This is a genomic window from Aeromonas sp. ASNIH2 (assembly GCF_002934795.1).
Classification (GTDB): domain Bacteria; phylum Pseudomonadota; class Gammaproteobacteria; order Enterobacterales; family Aeromonadaceae; genus Aeromonas; species Aeromonas caviae.
Genome location: NZ_CP026406.1, coordinates 511,317 through 536,925, shown reverse-complemented (window position 1 = coordinate 536,925; position 25,609 = coordinate 511,317). Strand labels below are relative to the sequence as shown.

The window sequence follows — 25,609 nt, the reverse complement described above, 5'->3', positions numbered from 1 at the left end:
CATGATCTCTCATCGTAAACTGGAAAGCCTGCTCAACCACCTGCTCGAACCCCATGCCATCAAGGATTACTGCCCCAACGGCCTGCAGGTGGAGGGGCGCGAGCGCATTCGCAAGGTGGTGACCGGCGTCACCGCCAGCCAGGCCCTCATCGATGCCGCCGTGGCCGCTGATGCTGACGCCATCCTGGTCCATCACGGCTACTTCTGGAGCGGCGAGCCGGCCCAGATCACCGGCATGAAGCAGCGTCGTCTCAAGACCCTCTTGACCCACGACATCAACCTGTTTGCCTACCACCTGCCGCTGGACGTGCACCCCGAGGTGGGGAACAACGCCCAGCTTGCCAGGCTGCTTGGCATCAAGGTGCGTCGCGGCCTCGAACCCTGGAACAGCAAGAGCGTCGCAATGGTGGGCAAGCTGGAGGAGCCCATGAGCGGCAGCGATTTTGCCAAGCTGATTGCCGAGCGTCTCGGTCGCGAGCCGCTTCATTGTGGTGACAGTGGTCCCGAGCTCATCCGCTCCGTGGCCTGGTGCACCGGCGGTGGTCAGAGCTACATCAGCCAGGCGGCGGAGCAGGGCATCGATGCCTTCATCTCCGGCGAAGCCTCCGAGCAGACCATCCACACCGCCCGCGAGATGGGCATGCACTTCTACGCCGCAGGCCACCACGCCACCGAACGTTACGGCGTCAAGGCGCTGGGAGAGTGGCTCGCCACCGTACACGGGTTGGAGGTGACCTTTATCGATATCGACAATCCGGTGTAGGGCCGATTAGCCGCGCAGCGGCGTCATCGGACGTGATGACAGACATTGCGCTGGTCGATGGAAATGACAAGGGAGGCCTGAGCCTCCCTTGTTGTGTCTTACGGCTGCTAGCGGTTACTCGCTGGCATAGCCTGCCAGGCCAAGCTGCTTGCCATCGAGGAAGGCAGACCCTTCTCGCATCTGCAAGCGCCCTTCACAGAACCACTGCACCACCAGGGGGTAGATGCTGTGCTCCTGCACCTGGACCCGGGCGGCGACCTCGTCGGCACTGTCCCCTTCGAAGATGGGGACCCGTGCCTGGAGGATCACCGGGCCGCCGTCGAGCTCTTCGGTGACGAAGTGGACGCTGGCGCCGTGCTCGTCATCACCGGCCTCGATCGCGCGCTGGTGGGTGTGCAGACCCTGGTATTTCGGCAGCAATGAGGGGTGGATGTTGATCATCCTCCCCGCGAAGTGGCGCACGAGGTCGGCGCTCAGGATCCGCATAAAGCCGGCCAGCACCACCAGATCCGGCTGATAATCCGCCATCAGAGCCAGCAGGGCGGCATCATACTCCTCCCGGCTGGCGAACTGCTGCTGAGCCAGGATGGCGGTTGCCACTCCGGCTTCCTTGGCACGCACCAAGCCATAGGCATCAGCCTTGTTGCTGATGACGCCGACCACCTGACCGGCAATCTTGCCGCCGGCACAGCCGTCGAGGATGGCCTGCAGGTTGCTGCCGCTGCCTGAGATGAGGACGAGGATGCGTTTCATAGGGGAGGTCATCTGGCCGTTGATCCGATCATTCATTGAATGATGACCTGCTCCTCACCATCGGCCGCCTTGGCGATGTGGCCGATGTGCCAGGCGTTCTCGCCTTCGGCCTTGAGCAGGGCCAGCGCCTTGTCCAGCTGATCCGCCGGCAGGGCGATGATCATGCCGACGCCGCAGTTGAAGGTGCGATACATCTCGTGGCGGGTGACGTTGCCTGCCTGTTGCAACCAGCTGAACACCGCCGGCCACTGCCAGCTCTGCTCGTCGATGACCGCCTGGGTGTTGGCGGGCAGCACGCGCGGGATGTTCTCCCAGAAGCCGCCGCCGGTGATGTGGGACAGGGCGTGGATCTCGCACTCCTTGATGAGCTTGAGCACGGGCTTCACGTAGATGCGGGTCGGCTCCAGCAGGGCGTTGGCCAGGGTGGTGTCACCCAGCGGCTGCTGCACGTCGGCCTTGGAGACTTCCAGGATCTTGCGAATGAGGGAGAAGCCGTTGGAGTGGGGACCGCTGGCGGCCAGGGCGATCAGGGCATCCCCTTCGCCAACCTTGCTGCCGTCGATGATCTCGCTCTTTTCCACCACACCGACGCAGAAACCGGCGATGTCGTAATCTTCCCCTTCATACATGCCAGGCATTTCGGCAGTTTCACCGCCGACCAGGGCACAGCCGGACTGTTCGCAGCCGGCGCCGATGCCGGTGACCACGGCAGCGGCAGTGTCCACGTCCAGCTTGCCGGTGGCATAGTAGTCGAGGAAGAAGAGGGGCTCGGCGCCCTGCACGATGAGGTCATTGACGCACATAGCGACCAAGTCGATCCCCACGGTGTCGTGCTTCTTCAGGTCGATGGCCAGACGCAGCTTGGTGCCCACCCCGTCGGTACCGGAGACCAGTACCGGTTCCTTGTAGCCAGCAGGGATTTGACACAGGGCCCCAAAGCCGCCAAGACCACCAAGGACTTCAGGACGACGAGTGCGTTTTGACACGCCCTTGATACGTTCAACCAGTGCATTGCCGGCATCGATATCTACGCCAGCATCCTTGTAGCTCAGTGAGGTTTTGTCAGTCACGCGTATTCCCCGTCATATAAAGAAGTGGAGGGTAAAATTCGGGGCGTATTCTACCAGCGGGTACGAAAAACCAGAAAGAAAATCGTTTGCGCGTTTTTGAATCGAAAAGCTCTACAAGCCGTGGCTTTTGTTGTATGATTCCGCGATTTTTTGGCGCCGGTTAGAGGAGATAATAATGAAAGTCGTTGAAGTCAAACACCCCCTGGTCAAGCACAAGATCGGCCTGATGCGCGAAGGCGACATCAGCACCAAGCGTTTCCGTGAACTGGCCAAGGAAGTGGGCAGTTTGTTGACCTACGAAGCGACCTCTGACTTCGAAACCGAAAAAGTGACCATCGATGGCTGGAACGGCCCTGTGGAAGTCGACCAGATCAAGGGCAAGAAGGTCACCGTGGTGCCCATCCTGCGCGCCGGTCTTGGCATGATGGACGGCGTGCTGGAGCACATGCCGAGCGCCCGCGTCAGCGTGGTCGGTATCTATCGCGATGAAGAGACCCTGCAGCCTGTCCCCTACTTCGAGAAGATCGTCAGCAACATCGAAGAGCGTCTGGCCCTGGTCATCGACCCCATGCTGGCCACCGGCGGCTCCATGATCGCCACCATCGACCTGCTCAAGAAGAAAGGTTGCCAGTCCATCAAGGTGCTGGTGCTGGTTGCCGCGCCGGAAGGCATCAAGGCCCTGGAAGCCGCTCACCCGGACGTGGAGCTGTTCTGTGCCTCCATCGACCAGGGGCTGAACGAGAAGGGCTATATCGTCCCGGGTCTGGGGGATGCTGGCGACAAGATCTTCGGCACCAAGTAAGCATCACCCCATCGCCGCGCCCAAGGCGCGCAAACGGAGCCGGCACCCTGCCGGCTCCGCTGTTTCTCCCCCCTTTGCTTGCTGCCATGCGCGCCTTGCCGCTACCATAAGCACCATCCCCCATTTCGAGAATCTTCTTTATGCTGAAACGCTTAGCGACTCTCCTCTGCTGCTGTCTGCCTCTCGTGGTGTCGGCCGCCCAGGTAACCGACCTCTATCAGGGCAAGGCTCCCACCAGTGGCGACATGACGGCCGCCCAGTCTCAGGCGCTGGGGGATGTGCTCGTCAAGGTGACGGGCAAGCGCGATATCCTCACCCAGCCGGATGTGGTGAAGGCCCTGGCGGCGCCGGCGGATTACGTGCAGCAATACAGCTATCAGGACATCGGCTCGGTCAAGTTTCTCAAGGCGGATTTCAATGTGGCCAAGGTGAACGCCCTGGTCGGCCAGAGCAAGTTTGCCCTGCTTGGCCCGGTGCGGCCGCAGGTCGCCATCTGGCTGGTGGTCGACGAAGGGGAGCGGCGCATTCTGCCGGATCAGTCCGGCGATGGCTGGTCCGAGGCGCTGCGTGCCCAGACCCAGGCCATGGGGCTGCCGGTCAGTCTCCCGCTGATGGACTTGGATGACAACATGGCGGTCAATGCCACCGATGTCTGGGGCCGCTTTGCCGATCCCGTGCTCAAGGCGAGCCAGCGTTACGGCGCCGAAATGGTGGTGCTCGGCAAACTCACCCCGGAGGGGGAGGCCTGGAGCATCGATTGGGGTCTTTATGGGGCCAAGCCGGGGGCGCAGGCAGGAGAGCTGACCGAGCTGACCAAGGGCTCGGGTTCAGGTACCCAGGCCGAGGTGGCAAAGGGCTTTGCCGATGCCCTTGCCGGTTGGCTGGTGCAGCAGTACGGTACCCGTCTCTCCGGTGTCGCCTCCAGCCAGACCCTGGTGGTGGAGGGGTTGTCCGACATCGATGGCATGATCCAGATCCAGAAGCTGCTGCAGGGGATGGCCAGTGTCACCAAGGTGGCCATCGGCAAGCTGGAAGGGGACAAGGTGACCTTCAACCTCTCGCTGCAGGGGGACAAGGCCGAGCTGGTGAGGGGGTTGCAACTTGAGAGCCGCCTGCATCAGGTGGAAGACAACGAGAGCGGCCTGCGCTATCAATGGTCGCAGCCCTGATCCCGGGGAAGGATCCTGACCGCCCGGCATGGTCCGGGCGGTTCTCTATCTGCCCCGCTGGTGATACACTTGCCCGCAAATATCACAGTCAAAGCCCAACGAGTGAAGCAACCGGCCCAACTGTCTTTAGCCGTACAACTACCGGATGATGAAACCTTCGTCAGTTTTTATCCCGGCAACAACGCCCATCTGATCACCGCCCTCAAGAATGCGGCCATCGGTCAGGGCTCGCCCTTCCTCTATTTCTGGGGAGCCAAGGGGTCGGGCCGCTCCCATCTGCTCCATGCCACCTGTGCCGAGGTCAACGCCCGCGACGCGGCGGCGGCCTATCTCTCCCTCGATCAGTTCGAACAGCTTGACCCCAGCATGCTCGATGCTTTGGAGAGCCTGCCCCTGGTCTGTCTTGACAGCCTGGAGGCGATCGCCGGCAACGCCCTGTGGGAGCGGGCCCTGTTCGACTTCTACAATCGCTGGAAGGAGAAGGGGGAGGGGACGCTCATCGTTACCGGCTGCAGCGCGCCACGCAAGCTGGGGCTGCAACTGCCGGATCTCGCGTCCCGTCTCGACTGGGGAGTGAGCTTCCACCTCGACGAGCTGGACGACGAGGGCAAACTCAGCGCCCTGCAACTGCGCGCCGAGCTGCGGGGTTTCAAGCTGCCCATCGACGTGGGCCGTTTCCTGCTCAATCGCCTCTCCCGCGACATGCGCACCCTGCTTGCCACCCTCAATCGTCTCGACAACGCCTCTTTTCGCGCCAAGCGCAAGCTGACCATCCCTTTCGTCAAAGAGATCCTCGAGCTCTGAAAACCTATCCCATTAGGCTATCTTATTCGCCATTTTGAACCTGGGCAGTGCTCGAAATCCTCACGTACTACAGTACGCTCCGGTTTCTGCGCGCTGTCCGTGTTCAAACTGCCTTCAACGATTACGCCTACTGGGATAGGTTCTAGGCCCCATAACGACAAACCCCGGGACTTGGCCGGGGTTTGTTTGCGAGCATTACTCAGCTATCAGTGGAACTGATCTTCTTCGGTCGAGCCGGTCAGCGCGGTCACCGAGGATTGGCCGCCCTGAATGACGGTGGTCACCTTGTCGAAGTAACCGGTACCCACTTCCTGCTGGTGTGCCACGAAGGTGTAGCCGCGCTCGGCAGCGGCGAACTCCGGCTGCTGCACCATTTCGACATAGTGCTTCATCCCTTCGCCACGGGCGTACTGGTAGGCCAGCTCGTACATGTGGAACCACATGTTGTGGATACCCGCCAAGGTGATGAACTGGTACTTGTAGCCCATGTCGGAGAGCTCCTGCTGGAAGCGGGCGATGGTGGCATCGTCCAGGTTCTTCTTCCAGTTGAAGCTCGGTGAGCAGTTGTAGGCCAGGATCTTGTCCGGGTACTGGGCCTTGATGGCCTCGGCAAACTTGCGTGCCTCGTCCAGATCCGGCTTGGCGGTTTCGCACCACACCATGTCGGCGTAAGGGGCATAGGCCAGACCGCGGGAGATGGCTTGCTCGATACCGGCCTGCACCTTGTAGAAGCCTTCTGAGGTGCGCTCACCGGTCAGGAAGCCGGCATCGTAGGGATCGGCGTCCGTGGTCAGCAGGTCGGCGGCGTTGGCGTCGGTACGGGCGATCACCAGGGTGGTGGTGCCGCAGACGTCGGCTGCCAGACGGGCCGCGATCAATTTCTGCACCGCTTCCTGGCTCGGTACCAGTACCTTGCCGCCCATATGGCCGCACTTCTTGACGGAAGCGAGCTGATCTTCGAAGTGCACGCCGGCGGCGCCCGCTTCAATCATCCCCTTCATCAGCTCGAAGGCGTTCAGCACGCCGCCGAAACCGGCTTCGGCATCCGCCACGATAGGCAGGAAATAGTCGGTGAAGCCCTTGTCCTGCGGGCCCACCTTGTTGGCCCACTGGATCTGGTCGGCACGGGCGAAGGAGTTGTTGATGCGTTCCACCACCGACGGCACCGAGTTGGCCGGGTAGAGGGACTGATCCGGGTACATGGTGGAGGAGAGGTTGTTGTCCGCCGCCACCTGCCAGCCGGAGAGGTAAATTGCCTCGATGCCTGCCTTGGCCTGTTGCACCGCCTGACCACCGGTCAGCGCGCCGAGGCAGTTTACATAGCCTTTCTTGGCGCCGCCGTGGATCAATTCCCACAGCTTGTCGGCACCGCGTTGGGCCAGGGTGTGCACCGGTTGCAGGCTGCCACGCAGGTTTACCACGTCCTCGGCGCTGTAGCCGCGCTTGATCCCTTTCCAGCGGGGGTTTTCTGCCCAGTCTTTCTCGATAGCCTGGATCTGTTGCTCACGGGTCAGTGCCATATCAGTTCCCTCTTTCATTGATTTCACGTTTCCATTGACTTGTTATGGGGGCCGTTACCGGCCCGGGTCTCACAGCCGCTCGTAGCCGGGCAGCGTCAGAAAATCGATGAGTGTGTCGGCGCAGGTGATCTCGTCCATCAGGGCGCTCGCCTCGGCGAAACGGCCCGATTGCCAGCGGGCCTCGCCCACTTCGCCTCTGACCACCTCCTGCTCCTCGGCCAGCATCTGGCGGAACAGCGCCTTGGTCACCGCCTGACCATTGGAGAGGGTCTTGCCGTGGCGGATCCACTGCCAGATGGAGGTGCGGGAGATCTCGGCGGTGGCGGCATCTTCCATCAGTCCGTAGATGGGCACGCAGCCATTGCCGTTGATCCAGGCTTCCAGGTATTGCAGGGCGACGCGGATATTGGTGCGCATACCCGCCTCGGTGCGATCACCCTCACAGGGGGCCAGCAGGTCGGCGGCCGTGATGGGGGCATCCTGCTCGCGCAGCACGCCGATCTGGTTCTGGGCACCCGCCGGAATGGTGGCGTTGAACACCGCCATGGCTGTATCGGCCAGACCGGGGTGGGCGACCCAGGTGCCATCGTGGCCGTTGTCGGCCTCGCGCTGCTTGTCCGCGTGCACCTTGGCAAACACCTGTTCGTTGACTGCCGCGTCCTTGGCCGGAATAAAGGCAGCCATGCCCCCCATCGCCAGCGCGCCGCGCTTGTGGCAGGTCTTGATAAGGAGTCGCGAGTAGGCAGAGAGGAACGGCTTGTCCATGGTCACCACCTGACGATCCGGCAGGACGCGATCGGGGTGATTCTTCAAGGTCTTGATATAGCTGAAGATGTAATCCCAGCGGCCGCAGTTGAGGGCGACGATGTGATCCTTCATCTGATAGAGCAGCTCGTCCATCTCGAATACCGCCGGCAGGGTTTCGATGAGCACGGTGGCCTTGATGGTACCGCGGGGCAGACCGAATTTGTCCTCGGTCCAGGCGAACACCTCGCTCCACCAGCGCCCTTCCAGATGGCTCTGCAGCTTGGGTACGTAGAAGTAGGGACCGGAGCCCTTGGCCAGCAACGCCTTGTGGTTGTGCAGGAAATAGAGGGCGAAGTCGAACAGGCCGCCGGGAATGGGGGCACCATCAAAGGTGACGTGCTTCTCCGGCAGATGCAGACCGCGCACCCGGCAGATGAGCACGGCCGGATTGGGATTCAGGGTATAGGCCTTCCCCTCCGGGCTCTGGTAGGCAATGGTGCCGTTGACCGCATCGCGCAGGTTGATCTGGCCCTCGATCACCTTGTTCCAGGCTGGGGCCAGTGAGTCCTCGAAGTCGGCCATGAAGACCTTGACGTTGGCGTTGAGGGCATTGATCACCATTTTGCGCTCGACCGGGCCGGTGATCTCCACACGGCGGTCCTGCAGATCGGCGGGGATGCCGCGCACCGTCCAGTCACCAGCGCGAATATGGGCGGTCTCTGGCAGGAAGTCCGGCAACTCGCCGCCATCGATACGGGCCTGGCGTGCGACTCGCTGCTTCAGCAGTTCATTGCGTTGGGGAGCGAAACGTTCCACCAGTTCGGACACCAGGGCCACCGCATCCGGCGTCAGGATCTGCGCGTAATCGGGAAGCATCTCGCCTTGAATGCGCAGGCGGGTGCTGCTGATGGTCTGGGCCGGTGCCGACATAGTGGGTACTCCTCCAAAAGTTACATTTTGAATTTATTAACTACGACTAACGTCTATATCCCTTTCTTTCAAACTCCCCGTAACAGCGGGGTAACACGATTCATAAGGTGCAAAAGAATGGCGGATTCGTCAACTTGATTTTTAAAACAGGTGTTTTTTGATTATGGTTAAGGTGCTGTTTTAAATGGATTTATGTGATTAGTGTAAAAGCTCTTTGCAGATGGTTATGCTCTTGGGTTGCCGGGGCGGCAGGGGAGAGGATTTCGGTAGAGGGGATGGGTTAAAAATGTAACTAATTACGTAATAAAATTACAAATGCAAAAACAAATCCCGACATTACTCCAAGCTTTGCAAGAACAGCTGTATGAAATGCCTTCGTTCAATCCAGCCTGCATGGGGGCTATGAAGTGACCGGGTAGTGAACTGGTGTTTAAAACTAAAATGTCAAATTGGGTCAAAATGGCGAAGGCGAACAGGAGAGAGGGAAATGACGAGCAATAACGTAGGTTTGTATCAAGGCGTGTCCATGAAGGAGAGGGAGGTTGGGGCGGATTAGATGGTCAATTAAACTGGTTTTTGAAGAAAAACTAGCATTTTGTCGTTATTTGCGGTGGCGGTCTGTTGGCCGGGGTCAAGGGCGGTGCCGGACAGCAAAACCGGCGTCTTGAACCGCACTATGGCACGGGCTCGTCTCAGTAATCTTCATCCGGGGCGGCGAGATCGATCACATCGAGGTGCACTGAACTGCCAAACCCGTGCTCTGCGGAATCGAGCTCGGAGGGCGTGGGGGAGATCAGGGGCTGAACGGGCTGGGAGTCAACAGCTTGGGTCATGGATGCTTGCCTCATTGATTGCAAGCCGGTCGGTGATTCCATCACCCTAGTGTCCACCTCCCTGTTTTTATGGCCGGCGGAAAAGTTGCGTATCCTAGCGGCACTTTATGAAAGCTTCAAGTGGTTCTGTATAAAATTCATGCCAATAAAAAGCGGCGACCCGATGAACGGGGGAGGCGAGAGGAAAAAGAGGCAAGCGTCGGGTGTGCAGGCAAAAAAATAGCCCAGTCGTTTGACTGGGCTATTTTCGGGGATTTTGGTCGGTGTGAGAGGATTCGAACCTCCGACCCTCTACACCCCATGCAGATGCGCTACCTGGCTGCGCTACACACCGACGGGGTCAGCTCGGCTGACGGGGAGGAAGTCTAATCGGATGATTTGGCGGGCGCAACTCCTTTTTTATCAGGGAGATGCCGACTGCTTCTTTATTGTTCAGCCAAGATGCAACTTGGGCCCCGGCCGGAGTTTTGGCATAATCGCCGCCCCCTTAGGCGGGCACAGGGTGGCGAACACCCAACTCGGGGCGTTCCGATGTCGCCGGGGCCTTTGGCCTCTCTTTCATTGACAGCATCTTCTGCCGTGGGCTACCGGCTAGCGCGAGGGGGAAGGGGCCCGGTGTGCCCAGGGCCGGGACGCAGCAATCCGGGAGTGCGCGGCCGATGCCGTGCAGGGGCCAGGCAAGCTGACATCATATCGACGAGAGGATCAGGGCGTGAAACCATCTGAAGTTGCAGCACAGATCAGCCAGCGCGAGGAGGACGAACGCTGGATGCGCCATGCCATGGCCCTGGCAGCCAGGGCAGAGGGGATAGGCGAGATCCCGGTGGGCGCCGTGCTGGTGCTGGGGGACAAGATAGTGGCAGAGGGGTGGAATCGCTCCATCAGCGAGCACGACGCCTGTGCCCATGCCGAGGTGATGGCGCTTCGGGAAGCGGGCAAGCAGCTTGAAAACTATCGCCTGCTCGACACCACCCTCTATGTGACGCTGGAGCCCTGCTGCATGTGTGCCGGCGCCCTCATCCACAGCCGGGTCAAGCGGGTGGTCTATGGTGCCCGGGATTTGAAGACGGGGGCGGCAGGGTCTGTGTTCGATATCCTGCTGGATCCCCGCCACAACCACCAGGTGGCACTGACGGGGGAGGTGCTCGCCGACGCCTGCTCGGCCCAGCTGTCGGATTTCTTCAAACGGCGCCGCGCCGAGAAGAAGGCGGCCAGACTCGCCGCGAAAGAGGCGCTTCCTCAAGATGACAGCGGGGCCTGATGGCCCCGTTTGCTTTTATTTCACTGCCAGACCGGCTGCCTGCTTCCCCCCGAATACCAACTGCCACCCCCCGATGGAGCCTGCGCTCTTTGCCGCTGTTGATGTAACAAAACTGTCATGCATCCGCCATATAATGCCGCCAAGCCTAGCTCACATTGAGGTCTTGCATGTCATCGGAATCGTTAAATCTGGTCATGGCGGGCAGTCGAAAACGCCGGATCAAGGATAAATTGGCCAAATATGGCGTCACCACAGGGGGAGCCCTGGTGCTGGTGGCGCTGCTGCTCATCTTCTTCTACCTGCTTTATGTGGTGAAGCCCCTCTTCAATGGCGCCAGCATGGAGAGCACCGCTTCCTTCACCCTGCCCATCAAGGGCAAGACCGCCTGGCTCGGGGTCGAGGAGCAAAACGAGATAGGTTACCGCTTCAGCGACCAGGGGAAGGTCAAATTCTTTGCCGTGCAACCGGATGGCAAGATCAAGACCGGACAGGTGATTGGCGAGGCACAGGTGAACGGCGAGATCACGGCGGTCGCGCCGCCTGCGCCGGGCCAGAAACTCATCGCCTATGGGTTTGCCGACGGCAAGGCCCAGGTGGTGCAACCCTATTTCAAGATCTCCTATCCCAATGACGTGCGCGTCATCGAGCCCAGCCTGCAATATCCCTTCGGCGAGACCCCCGTGGTGATCGATCCCCAGGGCAAGGCGCTGACGCGCATGGTCTTCGAGGCGACCAAGGACAAGATGGCGACCGCGGCCGTGACCGAAGATGGTCGTGGTGTGCTGATGGTGATGAGCGGCGAGGAGAACTTCCTCTCCGGCGAAATCGAGTGGAGCAACCAGACCTACACCATTCCGTCCCTGCCACGCCATGTTGACCAGATGCTGCTGACCCCGAACCTGCGTCTGTTGTTCGTGCGCGAGGGCAACCGCCTGTCGGTCTATGACATCCACAACCTGAGCGACATCTCCCTGCGCAATGTCATGGAGATCAACGCCCCCAATGCCAGCGTGACCCAGGTGGCCCTGCTCTCCGGTGCGTCCTCCCTGCTGGTGGGCAACGACAACGGCGTCATCTCCCAGTGGTTCGAGGTGGCAAAGGATGGCAAGCGCCAGTTCACCCAGATCCGTGACTTCAAGGGTGACGCGCCGGTCGCCCTGCTGACCCCCGAGCACTTTCGCAAGGGCTTCATCAGCGCAGGCAGCGACGGCACCATCAACTTCTTCCATGCCACCGGCGAAGCCAAGCTGCTTGGCGAGAAGGTTGACGGGGGCAACCTGGCTGCTGTTGCCATCTCTCCTCGCCACAACCTGCTGTTGACCCAGCAGGGGGATGACTTCAAGGTCTTTGACGTCGAGAACGATCACCCCGAGGTAACCTGGTCTGCCCTCTGGCAACAGGTGTGGTATGAAGGCTATCCCGAGCCCCAGTACGTGTGGCAGTCCACCTCCGCCAGCAACGACTTCGAAGCCAAGCTGAGCCTGGTGCCCCTGGTGTTCGGTACCTTGAAAGCCTCCTTCTATGCCATGGTGTTCGCGGTGCCGCTCGGCGTCGCCGGCGCCATCTATACCGCCTACTTCATGTCGGCGGGGCTGCGCAAATACGTCAAGCCGACGGTGGAGATCATGGCGGCGCTGCCGACCGTCATCCTCGGCTTCCTGGCGGGTCTGTGGCTCGCTCCCATCATCGAAGGGGCCCTGCCCGGGGTGATCCTGCTGCTGATCCTGCTGCCCATGGGTATGCTGCTCACCGCCCTGGTGTGGAATTATCTGCCGGAGCGCGGCCGCACCTGGCTGCCGGAAGGCTGGCACGCCATTCTGCTTATCCCTGTGCTGCTGTTCATCGGTTGGGGCGCTTTCGCCTTGAGCCCCATCATCGAGAACGCCTTCATGCACGGTGATTCGCGCATCTGGCTGACCCACGACATGGGCATCAAGTTTGACCAGCGCAACTCTCTGGTGGTTGGTATTGCCATGGGCTTTGCGGTCATCCCCACCATCTTCTCCATCGCCGAAGACGCGGTCTTCTCGGTGCCCAAGCACCTGACCCAGGGCTCGCTTGCGCTGGGGGCGACCCCGTGGCAGACCCTGAGCCGGGTGGTGATCCTCACCGCGAGTCCGGGCATCTTCTCGGCGGTGATGATGGGCCTTGGCCGCGCCGTGGGCGAGACCATGATCGTGCTGATGGCCACAGGCAACACCCCCATCATGGACTTTTCCATGTTCCAGGGGCTACGGACCCTGGCGGCGAACATTGCGGTGGAGATGCCGGAATCGGAAGTGGGCAGTTCCCACTACCGGGTGCTCTTCCTCGCCGCCTTCGTGCTGTTTGTGTTCACCTTCTTGTTCAATACCCTGGCCGAATTCGTCCGCCAGCGGTTGCGTGAAAAGTACAGCTCTCTGTAAGGACTAAGGAATCGACAATGGGTAAGTGGTTTAAATCGGGGGCCCCCTGGATCTGGATGACGGGGGGCGCCGTCAGCCTGAGTCTGGTGGCCGTACTGGGTCTGTTGTTGCTGATCGGCTGGCGTGGTCTGGTCTATTTCTGGCCCCATCCCATCTATGAGTGGCAACTTGAAGATGCAAGCGGCAACAAGAGCGTCCTGATTGGCGAGATCAACGACCGGGAGCTGGTGCCGGTGGAGCGCCTGCGCGCCGCAGGCCAGGCGCTGGAAGGGGAGGATCGCGAAGAGATTACCCGTTATCTGGTCAAGACCGGCAACCGGGAGTTCGTGGACCTCGATTTTCGCTGGGTGCTGGAGACCGATATCAAATCGCGCACCCAGCCGGCGGAGCTCGCCATGGTGGAACGCGCCACCAACGGCAACTTCTATGGTTACATCACCTCGGTGAAGGAAGATGGCCAGGAGCTGACCACGGATCTGCATCCCGCCTTGCAGCGGGTGCTGGCCCGTGCCAACGGCCTCTCAAGCCAAGCCAACGACCTGCAAAAAGGGGCCATCGGCAGCATCAACTATCAGCTGGAGCGCCTGCGCCTGAAAGAGCGCAAGGCCGAGCTGGATGACAAGTTGACCGATCAGCTTAAAGCCGAGCTGGCGAGCGAGCGTCAGGCGCTCAACGACCGTTATCAGGTGCTGGAGAAAGAGCTCTTCTCCCTGCGTACCCAGGCGGACAGAGACAGCATCACCGTCAAGGACATGCGCGGCGAGCTGGTGACCATGCCCATGTCCCGGGTGCTGGATGTGGTCTGGCCCAACGACATGAGCCTGATGGCCAAGGTGGGTCACTGGTTCCACCAGATAGGCAAGTTCGTCTCCGATGACCCACGGGAGGCGAACACCGAGGGCGGCGTCTTCCCGGCCATCTTCGGCACCGTCTTCATGGTGATCCTGATGGCCATCATCGTGACCCCGCTCGGGGTGGTGGCGGCGGTCTACCTGCATGAGTACGCGGGCAAGAACAGCTTGACCAAGATCATCCGTATCGCGGTGATCAATCTGGCGGGGGTGCCCTCCATCGTCTACGGCGTGTTTGGTCTGGGCTTCTTCGTCTACACCCTGGGGGGCAGCATCGACCGCCTCTTCTACCCGGAAGCGCTGCCGAGCCCGACCTTCGGTTCCCCCGGAGTCATCTGGTCAGCCCTGACCCTGGCCATTCTGACCCTGCCGGTGGTGATCGTCTCCACCGAAGAGGGGCTGGCCCGGATCCCGAGCACCATTCGCCAGGGTTCGCTGGCGCTGGGTGCTACCCAGGCCGAGACCCTCTGGCGCATCGTGCTGCCCATGGCCAGCCCGGCCATCATGACCGGCCTTATCCTGGCGATTGCCCGTGCGGCGGGCGAGGTGGCGCCGCTGATGCTGGTGGGGGTGGTGAAGCTTGCTCCCACGTTGCCGATGGACGGCAACTTCCCGTACCTGCACGTGGAGCGCAAGTTCATGCACCTGGGCTTCCACATCTATGACGTGGGCTTCCAGAGCCCGAACGTCGAGGCGGCGCGTCCTCTGGTCTACGCCACCTCCTTCCTGCTGGTGACGGTGATCGTCGGCCTCAACCTGACGGCGATCGGTATTCGTAACCACCTGCGCGAGAAATTCCGGTCGCTGGAACATTAATCCAGCCATTACAGAGACGGGCAGGGACCTTCCCTGCCAACCAGATATTCCGGCAGCGGGCAAGACGTTTGCCCGCTGCCACCAAGAGAATTTGAGGTAAACAGATGATCAACGTAACACCGAGTTCGGCCCCGCACACCGCCACCGACCTGCTCAACCTGACCCCGGAGCAGACTGCGCTGGAGGTGAAGGATCTCAACCTGTACTACGGCAACAAGCAGGCGCTGTTCAACGTCAATATGAAGATCCCCAAGGGTCAGGTCACCGCCTTCATCGGCCCGTCCGGTTGCGGCAAGTCCACTTTGCTGCGCTGCATCAACCGGATGAACGATCTGGTGGAGATCTGCCGCATCGAGGGGGAGATCCAGCTGCACGGCCACAACATCTATGACAAGAGCGTGGATGTCTCCGCCCTTCGCCGTCAGGTGGGCATGGTGTTCCAGCGCCCCAACCCCTTCCCCAAGTCCATCTACGAGAACGTGGTCTACGGCCTGCGCCTGCAGGGCATCAATGACCGCCGTACTCTGGACGAGGCCGCCGAGCGTTCCCTGCGCGGTGCCGCCCTATGGGAGGAGGTGAAGGATCGTCTGCATGACAACGCCTTTGGTCTCTCCGGCGGTCAGCAGCAGCGTCTAGTGATTGCCCGTGCCATCGCCATCGAGCCGGAAGTGCTGTTGCTCGATGAACCGACCTCGGCGCTGGACCCCATCTCCACCCTCACCATCGAGGAGCTCATCAACGAGCTCAAGAGCCAGTTCACCGTGGTGATCGTGACCCACAACATGCAGCAGGCGGCGCGGGTCTCGGATCAGACCGCGTTCATGTACATGGGGGAACTCATCGAGTACTCGAATACCAACACCATCTTCACCACCCCGGCCAAGAAGAAGACCGAAGACTACATTACCGGTCGTTACGGCTAAGGGATGCCGGTGATTGAGATGAGCAAGTTGAGCATCAACAAGCAGATTGGCAGTCAGTTCAACGGCTAAGGCATGTTGGTGCAACAAGGGTGATTGAGATGAACAAGATGGGCATCAACAAACAGATTGGCAGTCAGTTCAACGGCTAAGGCATAATCGGAGCAACAAGGATTACTGGTATGGACAATATGAACCTCAACAAACACATCTCCGGTCAGTTCAATGCCGAGCTTGAGAGCGTGCGCAACCAGGTACTGGTGATGGGGGGGCTGGTGGAGAAGCAACTCACCGACGCCATCGCCGCCATCCATGGCCAGGATCTGGATGCGGCGCGCAAGATCGTGGCCAACGACCACAAGGTCAACGCCATGGAAGTGGCGATCGACGAGGAGTGCACCCGCATCATCGCCAAGCGTCAGCCCACCGCGTCCGACCTGCGGCTGGTGATGGCCATCATCAAGACCATCACGGATCTGGAGCGGATTGGCGACGTGGCGGACAAGATTGCCCGCATGCTGACCGACAACGCCAACAAACCCCAGCCACCGCTGGTGTCGCTGGAGAACATGGGGCGTCGCACCATCAAGATGCTCCACGACGTGCTCGACGCTTTCGCCCGCATGGATCTGGATGCCGCCCTGGCGGTCTATAAGGAAGATGACAAGGTGGACCGGGAGTACGAGTCCATCATCCGCGAGCTGATGACCTACATGATGGAAGATCCGCGCACTATACCGCAGGTGCTGAACGTCTTGTGGGCGGCACGGGCCATCGAGCGGGTCGGCGATCGCTGCCAGCACATCTGCGAGTACATCGTCTACTACGTCAAGGGCAAGGATGTGCGTCACACCAAGGCCGATGACCTGAGCGATCTGCTGGGCAAGGGCTGATAGGGCGCCTTGGGTGGAGCTCCCGTCGCGGCTGCACGACGGGAATCCAACTCTGATTGAATAAAAAGGCGCTTTGAGCGCCTTTTTCATTGCATGGCACGGCAGTTCAAGATAACGCCACCCAGCGGGCGCTTTTCTGCTAGAATATGGCCCCTGTGTGAGTCCCGGATGGAGTCACGGTCCGGTTTCCCGGGCCCAGTTTGCCGTCTTGTGCTAAGGCGGCTGTAGCAATAGGTTAATCATGAGTTTTGCCGATAGTTTGTTCTTTCTGATGCTGCTGGTCGCCGGCAGCGTGTTCTTCTCACTCTCCGAGATCTCCCTTGCCGCCTCCCGCAAGATCAAGTTGCAGGTGATGGCCGACGAGGGCAACCGCCACGCCGAGAAGGTGCTGGCATTGCAGGCCCAGCCGGGCAACTTCTTTACCGTGGTGCAGATAGGCCTCAATACCGTTGCCATCCTCGGCGGTATCCTGGGGGAATCCGCCCTCAATCCCGCCATCAGGGAGCTGATAGCCGGCTTCTACCAGGGGCCCTGGCTCGGCCAGATTAGCTCTGCGGCCTCGTTCGTCTTCGTCACCGGCATGTTCATCCTGATAGCGGACCTGATGCCCAAACGCCTTGCCATGACCATGCCCGAGCGGATCGCCGTGGTGGTGGTGCGTCCCATGATGCTGTGCGTCACCTTGCTGATGCCGCTGGTGTGGCTGTTCAACGGCATGGCCAACGGCCTGTTCCGGCTGATGCGCATCTCCATGGTGCGCAACGACGAGATCACCTCCGACGATATTTATGCGGTGATGGATGCAGGTGCCGAAGCCGGTGTCATTCAGCGCGAGGAGCACCAGCTCATCGAGAACGTGTTCGAGCTCCAGTCCTTGGGTGTCACTTCCGCCATGACGGCGCGGGAGAGCCTCATCTACTTCACCCTGCAAGAGGGGGAAGAGAGCATCAAGGCGAAGATCGCCGAGCACCCCCACAACAAGTTCCTGGTGTGCGACCACAACCTCGACAGCATCAAGGGGTTCGTGGATGCCAAGGAGCTGCTGATCCGCGTCATCAGCGGCCAGAGCATCGATCTCAACAGCGGCTCCCTGGTGCAGAACGTCATCATCATTCCCGACACCCTCAACCTCTACGAGGCGATGGAGTACTTCAAGAACCATCGCGGCGACTTTGCGGTGGTGATGAACGAATACGCCCTGGTGGTGGGCATCGTCACCATGAATGACCTGATGAGTACCGTCATGGGGGAGTGGGCCACCCACGTGGTGGAAGAGCAGATCGTCCAGCGGGACGAGAACTCCTGGCTGGTGGACGGGGTGACCCCCATCTCCGACGTGATGCGCGCCTTCGACATCGAGGAGTTCCCGGAAAACCAGAACTACGAGACCATCGCCGGTTTCATCATGTACATGCTGCGCAAGATCCCCAAGCGCACCGACTCGGTCAAATATGCCGGTTACAAGTTCGAAGTGGTGGACATCGACAGTTACAAGATTGACCAGTTGCTGGTCACCCGGGTAGAACCTGCGAGCAATGAGAAGCCCGCTCAGGAATCCTAAAGGAGTTCGTTAACAATCATGAAGATGAAGACTCATTCCCGTGTGCTGGCCTGTGTGGCGCTCGCCCTGGCACTGGGTGCCTGCAGCCAGAGCGCACCGCGCAAGCCGGTGACGCCTGTCAAACCCGTCGCTCCCCAGCCTGCCGTGGTGGTCCCGCAGCAGGATCCCGATGCGGTGGTGCAAAGCGCCGTGGCAGAGCCCAGCCCGGTGTTCGACGAGGAGTATCACGGCCCGGATCAAGGGTCGCTTGAATCGGTCACCGCCCTGTTTGCCCGGGGTTACATCGAATCGGCCATGCGCGAGACCATGCTGGCGGCGGTGCACAGCGATTATCCGCTGCTCGGCATGCGGGACGTACGTCTCACCGACCCTGTTGCCAAGTTCCTCACCTCGGCCCAGGCCCGCACCACGGCCCACGACTACCTCTATGCCGGGGTGCAGCGTCGGCTGGGCCGCCCGCTCAGCCCCGCCCAGTGGGAGCAAATCTGGCAGGGTTATCCCCATCAGGGCCGGGTCTCCGACTGGGTCAAGCAGACCAAGCGGGTGCTGGCCGGGCGCTGAGTCCCTCTGGTTATCGGCGGCTGTGCCCGCCTTGATCCCCTGTTTCACAAGAGGTCACCCCCCGGGGTGGCCTCTTGTCGTTTCAGTGTCTGGCCAGGTGATACCTGTGCCGGGGATACCTCCCTTTGCCGCCATCATCCTGAGCTTGCCCGGATTTGTTCGTAGCCCCCGATTGCCTCTTGTTCTACTTTGGGTCATGATATCTGGGATTTCTAGCCGTCTAGATGTTTTGATGGCTTAATGTGATTTCACACAATAAACACCCGTCATGGCGGGGAGACGCAGAGAGACAGAGATGGACAAGCAGGATTTGTGGGTACTCGATGGCGGTATGGGTCGTGAACTGGCGCGGCGTGGTGCGCCGTTCCGTCAACCGGAGTGGTCGGCGTTGGCGTTGATGGAAGCGCCCGAGACGGTGCGCGAGGTACACCAGGCCTATGCGACGAGCGGTGCCCGGGTGATCACCACCAACAGCTATGCCCTGGTTCCCTTCCATATCGGCGAGGCGCGCTTTGCCGCCCAAGGGGAGGCACTTGCAGCTCTGGCCGGGCAACTGGCCCGAGACGTGGCCGACGAGCAGGGGGGAGCCGTCAAGGTGGCCGGTTCCTTGCCGCCGCTCTTTGGCTCCTATCGTGCGGACCTCTATCAAGCCGAGCGGGTGAGCGAGCTGGCGACACCGCTTATCCGGGCCCTGTCACCCCATGTGGATCTCTGGCTGGCGGAGACCATGAGCCTCATCGCCGAACCCCTGGCCCTCAAGGCCCTGCTGCCCGAGGACGGCAAGCCGTTCTGGGTCTCCTTTACTCTGGAAGATGAGGCGCCGGGCAGCGAGCCCACCCTGCGCTCCGGCGAGCGGGTGGCGGATGCCGTGGCCGCGTTGGCGTCGGCCGGGGTGGATGCCATCCTGTTCAACTGCTGCCAGCCCGAGGTGATTGAAGGGGCGCTCAAGGTGGCCGTCGCCGCGTTGCAGGTTCAGGGGCGCACCGACGTTCGCCTCGGCGCCTATGCCAACGCCTTCCCGCCCCAGCCCAAGGAGGCGACTGCCAATGACGGTCTGGACGAGATCCGCGGCGATCTGGGGCCGCTGGATTACCTCGGCTGGGCCGAGCGCTGGCGCAGAGCCGGGGCAAACCTCATCGGCGGCTGCTGCGGCATCGGCCCGGAACACATCGAGGCGCTGGCCAGCCGGCTGCGTTAAGGAGCGCCCATGAAAGAGAGCAAGATCGGGCTCTGGTCCCTCACTGCGCTGGTGTTCAGCTCCATGGTGGGGGCCGGCATCTTCAGCCTGCCCCAGAACATGGCCGATGTGGCGGGCGCCCGCGCCGTGCTGATCGGCTGGGCCGTCACCGGGGTCGGCATACTGGCGCTGGCCATGAGCTTCCTTTACCTGTCGCGGCTCAAACCCGAGCTCGACGGAGGCATCTACAGCTATGCCCGAGCCGGCTTTGGCGAGCTGGTGGGGTTCTTCTCCGCCTGGGGATACTGGCTCTGTGCCACCATCGGCGTGGTGGGGTATCTGGTGATCGCCTTCGCGGCGCTGGGCAGCTTCGTCGACACGCCGGAGCGGGTCTGGTTTGGCGAGGGCAACACATTGGCAGCTTTTGTCGGCGAGTCCTGCATCCTCTGGGCGGTGCACCTGCTGGTGGCCCGCGGCGTGCAGCAGGCGGCCCTGTTCAACCTAGTGGCGACCCTGGCCAAGAGCCTGCCGCTGCTGCTGTTCATCCTGTTCGCCTGCTACTGGTTCGATCCGGTCACCTTTGCGGCGGATCAGGAGGGCAGCACCCTGGCGGTACCGGTCTCCGAGCAGGTGCGCAACACCATGCTCATCACCCTCTGGGTCTTCACCGGCATCGAAGGGGCAGCGGTGCTCTCGGCCCGGGCGAGAAACAAGCGGGACGTGGGCACCGCCACCGTGCTCGGTGTGGTGCTGGCGCTGCTGCTCTATGTGCTCATCTCGGTGCTGGCGCTCGGAATATTGAGCCGCCCGGAGCTTGCGGCCCTGCCTAACCCCTCCATGGCGGGATTGATGGCCCAGATGACGGGTTCCTGGGGCAAGTTGCTCATCAGCGCCGGCCTCATCGTGTCGGTGCTCGCCTCCTACGTGAGCTGGACCCTCTTCTCGGCCGAGGTGCCGTTCAGCGCGGCGCGTCACGGGGCCTTCCCGGCCATCTTCCGGCGCGAGAACCACAACGGCACCCCCATCGCCTCGCTCTGGCTCACCAGCCTGACCGTGCAGGGCTGCTTGCTGCTGGTGTGGTTGCTTGGCAAGGGGTACACCAACCTGCTGCTCATCTCCACCTCCATGATCCTGGTGCCCTACCTGCTCATCGGCCTCTTCCTGCTCAAGCTGGTCTTCAGTGGCAAGGGGGGGCAGGGCCGCGGCCTGATGCAGGTGGTGGCGCTGGTGTCGAGCGGTTATGGTTTCTGGCTGCTCTACGCCGCCGGGGTGGAGTACCTGCTGCTGTCGCTTCTGCTCTACGGGCCGGGTCTGCTGCTGTTTCTCTACAGCCGTCGCCAGCTCGGCGCCGAACAGCGGCTCAGCGGTCGCGAACGGCTGCTGGCCGGGGTGACGCTGCTGAGCCTGATCCCCGCCGTCTGGTCCTTCGTTCACGTCTGACCCGGGGGTTGTCCCTGTCATGAAAAAGAGCGCCCCTGGGCGCTCTTTTTTATCTTGGTCGGTGGGTCAACCGCTGGTGGGGCCCGCCGGTTTGCCAAACAGCACGGCGAGCTTTTGCCGCCAGGGGAGGCCCCGGGCCTCTTGCAGCATGTCGCGCCACTCGTGGAAGGTGAGGGTGAGGGGGTTGAAGCTGTGGATTGGCTTGGTGATGCCGAAACGGCACGGCTCGCCCCAGTCTTCTTCCACGAAGGTGCCAAACAGCCGGTCCCAGATGATGAGCACGCCGGCGAAGTTGCGATCGATGTATCTGGCATTGCTGGCGTGGTGCACCCTGTGGTGGGACGGGGTGTTGAAGATCCATTCAAGTTTGCCCAGCTTGCCCACCACCTGGGTGTGGACGAAGAACTGAAAACCCAGGCTCAAGAGCACGGTGGCGACCACCGCCTCGGGGGGGAAGCCGATGAGGATCATGGGGATCCAGAACAGCCACATGCCGGAGACCGGGTACATCAGGCTCTGGCGAAAGGCGGTGGAGAGGTTGAGCCGCTCCGAGCTGTGGTGCACCACGTGGGAGGCCCAGAGCCAGCGGACATGGTGGCTCGCGAAGTGGAACAGCCAGTAGCAGAGATCCTGCAACAGAAAGAGCAGCAAGAGGCTCCAGAGGTTCAGTTCGATATCGAATAGTCGCCAGCCCCAGAGGGTGTCATAGAGATAGGCGATGGCAATGGCGGCCAGGGCATCGCCCCCCTGATGCATCAGTGCCAGGGTGGCATTGGCGAAGAGATCCTTCCACTGGTAGCCCGCAGTGGGATAGGCGGCGCCGTGTTTTCGCAGGTAGAGCATCTCCCAGCCGATGAAGACCAGAAAGAGAGGCGAGAGGTAGAGCAGGAGCAGTTGCACATCCATGTGAGCCATCCGGTTGGACCAGTTGGATGTCAGCATACCGGATGATGTTAAAAACTCATTAACATTTGATGGTGATCCTCCTGTCTGACGCGGCCCGGCCTTGCCTCCCTGTTTACACTGAAGAAGGAGCGCGCGCGGCATCTACCGCAAGCGGCAGTACCTTGGGAGGGAGAGAAAATGAACGGGACGCCTGTTTGTCTCATGCTCGGCCTGCTCAGTGCGAGTGCGATGGCCAATGACAGTTTCAACAGCGAGTTGAGCCATGTTGTCGGTGGTGCGGCCATGGGGGCGGGCTTTACGGCCATCGCGGATCACTATGGCTATCGGGAGCACAGGGGCTGGATTGGTTTTGGCATCTCGACCGGCATCGGCATCGCCGCAGAGCTGATCGAGCGGGCCAGTGGTCAGGGGCCCTTCTCCGCCCTGGATGCGGGGGCCAATGCGCTGGGGGCCGCCGCCGGTGCCTACGGGACGGATCGCTGGCTGCTGGCACCCGTGGTGCAGCCCGAGCAGCACTTCGTCGGCCTGACGGGCATGTATCGATTCTAGGGGCGAGCCACCTGGAACAAAAAAGGGAGCCTGGGCTCCCTCTTCTTGATTTGCATGACACCGCTGCGCGGTTGATCGAGCCCGGGTTTGCCCCTTTACCGGATTGCCAATATCGGTGCGCTCGTCAGAGTACCTGGCTCAGGAACTGGCGCAGGCGCGGGGAGGGGGGATTGTCGAAGAAGTCGGCGGGTTTCTCGTCCACCAGCAGCTCGCCGCTCTCCATGAAGAGCACCCTGTCCGCCACTTCCCGGGCAAAGCCCATCTCGTGAGTCACTACCACCATGGTCATCCCTTCGCGGGCCAACCCCTTCATGACGTCCAGCACCTCTCCCACCATTTCGGGGTCGAGGGCGCTGGTGGGCTCGTCGAACAGCATGATGCGCGGCTGCATGGCGAGCGCCCGGGCAATGGCCACCCGCTGCTGCTGGCCGCCGGAGAGCTGGGAGGGGTAGCTCTGGGCCTTGTTGGAGAGACCGACCTTGAGCAGCAGGGCCTTGGCCCGCTCCTCAGCCTCCTGGCGAGAGAGCCCTCTCACCTTCTGAGGGGCCAGGGTGATGTTGTCCAGCACCGTCAGGTGAGGGAAGAGGTTGAAGGACTGGAACACCATGCCCACCTCTTCCCGCAGCTTGTTGACATCCCCGGGTTCGGTGAGGCTGATGCCGTCGACCACGATATTGCCATCGTTGATGGTCTCCAGCTGGTTGAGGGTGCGCAGGAAGGTCGACTTGCCCGAGCCGCTCGGCCCCACGATCACCACCACTTCCCCTTCGGCCACCTGGGTGCTGACGTTTTTCAGGGCGTGCACCTCGGTGCCGTAGAACTTCTCTACACCGGTCGCCTTGATGATGGGATCAGTTGCAGCGCGCATAGTTCACCTCCAGACGACGCGCCGGGAAGGGGCAGGGAGTGCCGGTGATGGCAGAACGTTTCGACACCGATGGCGCCTTGATAACGGGATCAGTTGCTGCGCGCATATTTCACCTCCAGACGACGCACCAGGAAGGAGAGAGTGCCGGTCAGCACCAGATAGAGCAGAGCCACGGTGAACCACACCTCGAACGGGCTGAAGGTGGAGCTGACGACTTCGCGCCCCGCCTTGGTGAGATCCGTGATGGAGATGACGGAGACCAGAGAGGAGTCCTTGATGAGGTTGATGAACTGGCCCGCTAGCGGTGGCAGCACCCGTTTGAAGGCCTGGGGCAGGATGACGTACCGCATGGTCTGGGCCGAGGTCATGCCAAGGCTTCTGCCCGCTTCCATCTGCCCCTTGTGAATGGAGCTGATGCCGGCGCGCACGATTTCCGCCACGTAGGCGCCGGTGAAGACCGCGAGCGCCGCCACACCAGCGGTGAATCGGTCGAGGTTCAGCACGGTGCCGATAAAGAAATAGACGATGAAGATCTGCACCAGCAACGGGGTGCCACGGATGAGCTCCACATAGGTCACGGCCAGGTTGCGCAGGGCCGGATTGGGGGAGAGGCGGGCGAGCCCGGCCAGGGTGCCAAGCAGGATGGCGAAGATGCCCGCCACCAGGGAGAGCTTGACCGTGACCCAGACGCCCCAGGCGATGGGGCCGGCGGTCCAGCTCAGTTGCACATCCAGGGTATCGCCGAGGAAGACGGTATCCCCTTCAGCCAGCTGGGAGCCCTTGGGGGCGATGGCCTGACGGCGGCTGGGGTCGAGATCGTCTTGCAGGAAGAGCTGTCCCTTGTCTGCGACCACAGTGCCGTCAAACTCGGCATAGTGTTTCTGTTCTGCCTGATAGGCGATGTACTGGGGAATGCGTTCCCAGCGCCAGGTGTAATCCACTGCCTGCACGGCCTTGTAGATGCCGAAAATGGCGGCCAGCACCAGCAGCAGGAAGAGCCCGTGCCAGAGCAGCTGATTGGGCTGTTTTTCCATCTGTCTTGTGAGTTTGGGGTTGATCACTGTCACAACCTCTTTTGTCGTTATCGTGTGGGGAGTCTGCGTGAAGGGGCGGCATGCCGCCCCTTTGAGAGGTTATTTGAGCTGGTTCAGCCAGGCGGTGGATTCAAACCACTTCTTGTAGAGACGGTCATAGCTGCCGTCGCCCTTGATCTGGCGCAGGTAGTTGTTGAACCAGTTGAGGGTGTCCTGATCCCCCTTGCGGATGGCCCAGGCCAGCGGCTCGAAGGTGAACGGCTTGTCGAGGTGCACCACGGCGCCCTGGTTCTGGGACGCGAAGATGGCGTTGTAGGGCAGGTCGTAGACGAAGGCATCCACCTTGCCGTTGATCACTTCCAGCTTGGCGTCATCCTGGGTTTCAAACTGCAGCAGGGTGGCCTTGGGGATCATGCGCTTGACCGCTTGCTCGCCGGTGGTGCCGAGTTTGACCGCGATCTTGTATTTGGGATCGTTGAGGTCCTGGAAGGATTTGATTTCGCCCGCCTTGTCCTTGCGAAGCACGATGGTCTGGCCGACGACGATGTAGGGATCGGCAAAGTTCACGCGCAGGTTGCGCTGGGGAGTGACGGTCATGCCGCCCATGATGACGTCGAACTTGTCGGTCAAGAGCGCGGGGATGATGCCGTCCCAGGCGGTGTTGACGAACTCCACCTTCACGCCCATCTCCTTGGCGACCATCTTGGCGAGATCCACGTCAAAGCCGATGTACTGGCCCTGCTTGTTGGTCATCTCGAAGGGTTGATAGCCGGCATCGAAGCCGACCCGCAGCACACCGCGCTCCAGTACGGCATCCAGGGTGGAAGTGGGCGCGGCGTTGGCCAGCCCGCACAGCAGCAGGGTAGAAAGAATGAGTTTTTTGATCATAAATGACGTCTCTGTCGTAAATGTGGTCGGCCTTGAACCTGCTCCCGTGCGACTCCATGGCACAAGAGACTGCTGCATCCGGCAGCAG

General features: G+C 61.3%; 24 protein-coding genes and 1 tRNA gene. 14 read left to right on the top strand and 11 right to left on the bottom strand.

Features of this window, described 5'->3' with window-relative positions; genetic code table 11:
* Position 1 precedes the first annotated feature (1 nt).
* Entirely contained in the window at positions 2-763 is a 762-nt protein-coding gene (locus C3F36_RS02455; protein WP_010675276.1) for a Nif3-like dinuclear metal center hexameric protein, read from the top strand.
* A gap of 114 nt (positions 764-877) precedes the next feature.
* Here C3F36_RS02455 and purN read toward each other — a convergent pair whose 3' ends face one another.
* Both purN and purM read right to left on the bottom strand, forming a co-directional pair.
* Positions 878-1,516 carry a phosphoribosylglycinamide formyltransferase gene (purN, locus tag C3F36_RS02450; protein ID WP_164882638.1) on the bottom strand — a complete coding sequence of 213 codons (639 nt, stop codon included), beginning with the start codon at positions 1,514-1,516 and terminating at the stop codon, positions 878-880.
* A gap of 32 nt (positions 1,517-1,548) precedes the next feature.
* Positions 1,549-2,586, bottom strand: a complete 1,038-nt coding sequence (gene purM / locus C3F36_RS02445; RefSeq protein ID WP_010675274.1) for a phosphoribosylformylglycinamidine cyclo-ligase — start codon at positions 2,584-2,586, stop codon at positions 1,549-1,551.
* Between the two features lie 175 nt (positions 2,587-2,761).
* Here purM and upp point away from each other — a divergent pair, with 175 nt between their 5' ends.
* The 3 genes from upp (at position 2,762) to hda (ending at position 5,361) form a co-directional block, all read left to right on the top strand.
* A complete protein-coding gene (gene upp, locus C3F36_RS02440) occupies positions 2,762-3,388 on the top strand; it encodes a uracil phosphoribosyltransferase (protein ID WP_005302745.1) in 627 nt (208 codons plus the stop codon).
* A gap of 140 nt (positions 3,389-3,528) precedes the next feature.
* On the top strand, positions 3,529-4,557 hold the full coding sequence (locus tag C3F36_RS02435; protein WP_104454387.1) for a DUF2066 domain-containing protein: 1,029 nt from the start codon (positions 3,529-3,531) through the stop codon (positions 4,555-4,557).
* A gap of 102 nt (positions 4,558-4,659) precedes the next feature.
* Complete coding sequence (gene hda / locus C3F36_RS02430) at positions 4,660-5,361, top strand: DnaA inactivator Hda (RefSeq protein ID WP_010675272.1); 702 nt, start codon at positions 4,660-4,662, stop codon at positions 5,359-5,361.
* Between the two features lie 206 nt (positions 5,362-5,567).
* Here the strand turns inward: hda and aceA are convergent, their stop codons facing one another.
* The 4 genes from aceA to C3F36_RS02410 form a co-directional block, all read right to left on the bottom strand.
* A complete protein-coding gene (gene aceA / locus C3F36_RS02425) occupies positions 5,568-6,881 on the bottom strand; it encodes an isocitrate lyase (RefSeq protein ID WP_104454386.1) in 1,314 nt (437 codons plus the stop codon).
* 69 nt (positions 6,882-6,950) lie between these two features.
* A complete protein-coding gene (gene aceB / locus C3F36_RS02420) occupies positions 6,951-8,558 on the bottom strand; it encodes a malate synthase A (RefSeq protein ID WP_041213154.1) in 1,608 nt (535 codons plus the stop codon).
* Positions 8,559-9,250: 692 nt separating this feature from the next.
* On the bottom strand, positions 9,251-9,391 hold the full coding sequence (locus tag C3F36_RS23550) for a hypothetical protein (protein ID WP_010675269.1): 141 nt from the start codon (positions 9,389-9,391) through the stop codon (positions 9,251-9,253).
* A 257-nt stretch (positions 9,392-9,648) separates the two neighbouring features.
* A tRNA-Pro gene (locus C3F36_RS02410) sits at positions 9,649-9,725 on the bottom strand.
* Between the two features lie 378 nt (positions 9,726-10,103).
* Between C3F36_RS02410 and tadA the strand changes: the two genes are divergently transcribed.
* The 9 genes from tadA to C3F36_RS02365 all read left to right on the top strand — a co-directional run bounded on the left by tadA (position 10,104) and on the right by C3F36_RS02365 (position 21,276).
* Positions 10,104-10,652 (top strand): tRNA adenosine(34) deaminase TadA, encoded by a 549-nt coding sequence (gene tadA / locus C3F36_RS02405; RefSeq protein ID WP_080768115.1) that lies wholly within the window; start codon positions 10,104-10,106, stop codon positions 10,650-10,652.
* Between the two features lie 167 nt (positions 10,653-10,819).
* Positions 10,820-13,057 (top strand): ABC transporter permease subunit, encoded by a 2,238-nt coding sequence (locus C3F36_RS02400; RefSeq protein WP_104454385.1) that lies wholly within the window; start codon positions 10,820-10,822, stop codon positions 13,055-13,057.
* 17 nt (positions 13,058-13,074) lie between these two features.
* A complete protein-coding gene (gene pstA, locus C3F36_RS02395) occupies positions 13,075-14,724 on the top strand; it encodes a phosphate ABC transporter permease PstA (protein WP_042017560.1) in 1,650 nt (549 codons plus the stop codon).
* Between the two features lie 104 nt (positions 14,725-14,828).
* On the top strand, positions 14,829-15,647 hold the full coding sequence (gene pstB, locus C3F36_RS02390) for a phosphate ABC transporter ATP-binding protein PstB (protein ID WP_010675264.1): 819 nt from the start codon (positions 14,829-14,831) through the stop codon (positions 15,645-15,647).
* A gap of 179 nt (positions 15,648-15,826) precedes the next feature.
* Complete coding sequence (phoU, locus tag C3F36_RS02385; RefSeq protein WP_029314752.1) at positions 15,827-16,537, top strand: phosphate signaling complex protein PhoU; 711 nt, start codon at positions 15,827-15,829, stop codon at positions 16,535-16,537.
* A 241-nt stretch (positions 16,538-16,778) separates the two neighbouring features.
* Complete coding sequence (locus C3F36_RS02380; protein ID WP_041213150.1) at positions 16,779-18,098, top strand: hemolysin family protein; 1,320 nt, start codon at positions 16,779-16,781, stop codon at positions 18,096-18,098.
* An 18-nt stretch (positions 18,099-18,116) separates the two neighbouring features.
* Complete coding sequence (locus C3F36_RS02375; protein WP_199769650.1) at positions 18,117-18,659, top strand: hypothetical protein; 543 nt, start codon at positions 18,117-18,119, stop codon at positions 18,657-18,659.
* Positions 18,660-18,954: 295 nt separating this feature from the next.
* Positions 18,955-19,857, top strand: a complete 903-nt coding sequence (locus C3F36_RS02370; protein WP_069652537.1) for a homocysteine S-methyltransferase family protein — start codon at positions 18,955-18,957, stop codon at positions 19,855-19,857.
* Between the two features lie 9 nt (positions 19,858-19,866).
* Positions 19,867-21,276, top strand: a complete 1,410-nt coding sequence (locus C3F36_RS02365; protein WP_104454384.1) for a basic amino acid/polyamine antiporter — start codon at positions 19,867-19,869, stop codon at positions 21,274-21,276.
* Positions 21,277-21,342: 66 nt separating this feature from the next.
* Here the strand turns inward: C3F36_RS02365 and C3F36_RS02360 are convergent, their stop codons facing one another.
* Positions 21,343-22,182 carry a sterol desaturase family protein gene (locus tag C3F36_RS02360; RefSeq protein WP_199769700.1) on the bottom strand — a complete coding sequence of 280 codons (840 nt, stop codon included), beginning with the start codon at positions 22,180-22,182 and terminating at the stop codon, positions 21,343-21,345.
* A 177-nt stretch (positions 22,183-22,359) separates the two neighbouring features.
* On the opposite strand from C3F36_RS02360, the gene C3F36_RS02355 reads away from it, so the two are divergent.
* Complete coding sequence (locus C3F36_RS02355) at positions 22,360-22,731, top strand: hypothetical protein (protein WP_104454382.1); 372 nt, start codon at positions 22,360-22,362, stop codon at positions 22,729-22,731.
* 124 nt (positions 22,732-22,855) lie between these two features.
* Here the strand turns inward: C3F36_RS02355 and C3F36_RS02350 are convergent, their stop codons facing one another.
* From C3F36_RS02350 to C3F36_RS02340, 4 genes are all read right to left on the bottom strand, one after another.
* Positions 22,856-23,599 carry an amino acid ABC transporter ATP-binding protein gene (locus C3F36_RS02350; protein ID WP_010675257.1) on the bottom strand — a complete coding sequence of 248 codons (744 nt, stop codon included), beginning with the start codon at positions 23,597-23,599 and terminating at the stop codon, positions 22,856-22,858.
* Positions 23,583-23,705 carry a hypothetical protein gene (locus C3F36_RS23965; protein ID WP_267893444.1) on the bottom strand — a complete coding sequence of 41 codons (123 nt, stop codon included), beginning with the start codon at positions 23,703-23,705 and terminating at the stop codon, positions 23,583-23,585. The genes C3F36_RS02350 and C3F36_RS23965 overlap by 17 nt, the downstream gene beginning before the upstream one ends.
* Positions 23,689-24,633 (bottom strand): amino acid ABC transporter permease, encoded by a 945-nt coding sequence (locus tag C3F36_RS02345; protein ID WP_199769699.1) that lies wholly within the window; start codon positions 24,631-24,633, stop codon positions 23,689-23,691. Before C3F36_RS02345 ends, C3F36_RS23965 begins: the two co-directional genes overlap by 17 nt.
* Before the next feature lie 99 nt (positions 24,634-24,732).
* A complete protein-coding gene (locus C3F36_RS02340; protein ID WP_010675255.1) occupies positions 24,733-25,521 on the bottom strand; it encodes a transporter substrate-binding domain-containing protein in 789 nt (262 codons plus the stop codon).
* Positions 25,522-25,609 lie beyond the last annotated feature (88 nt).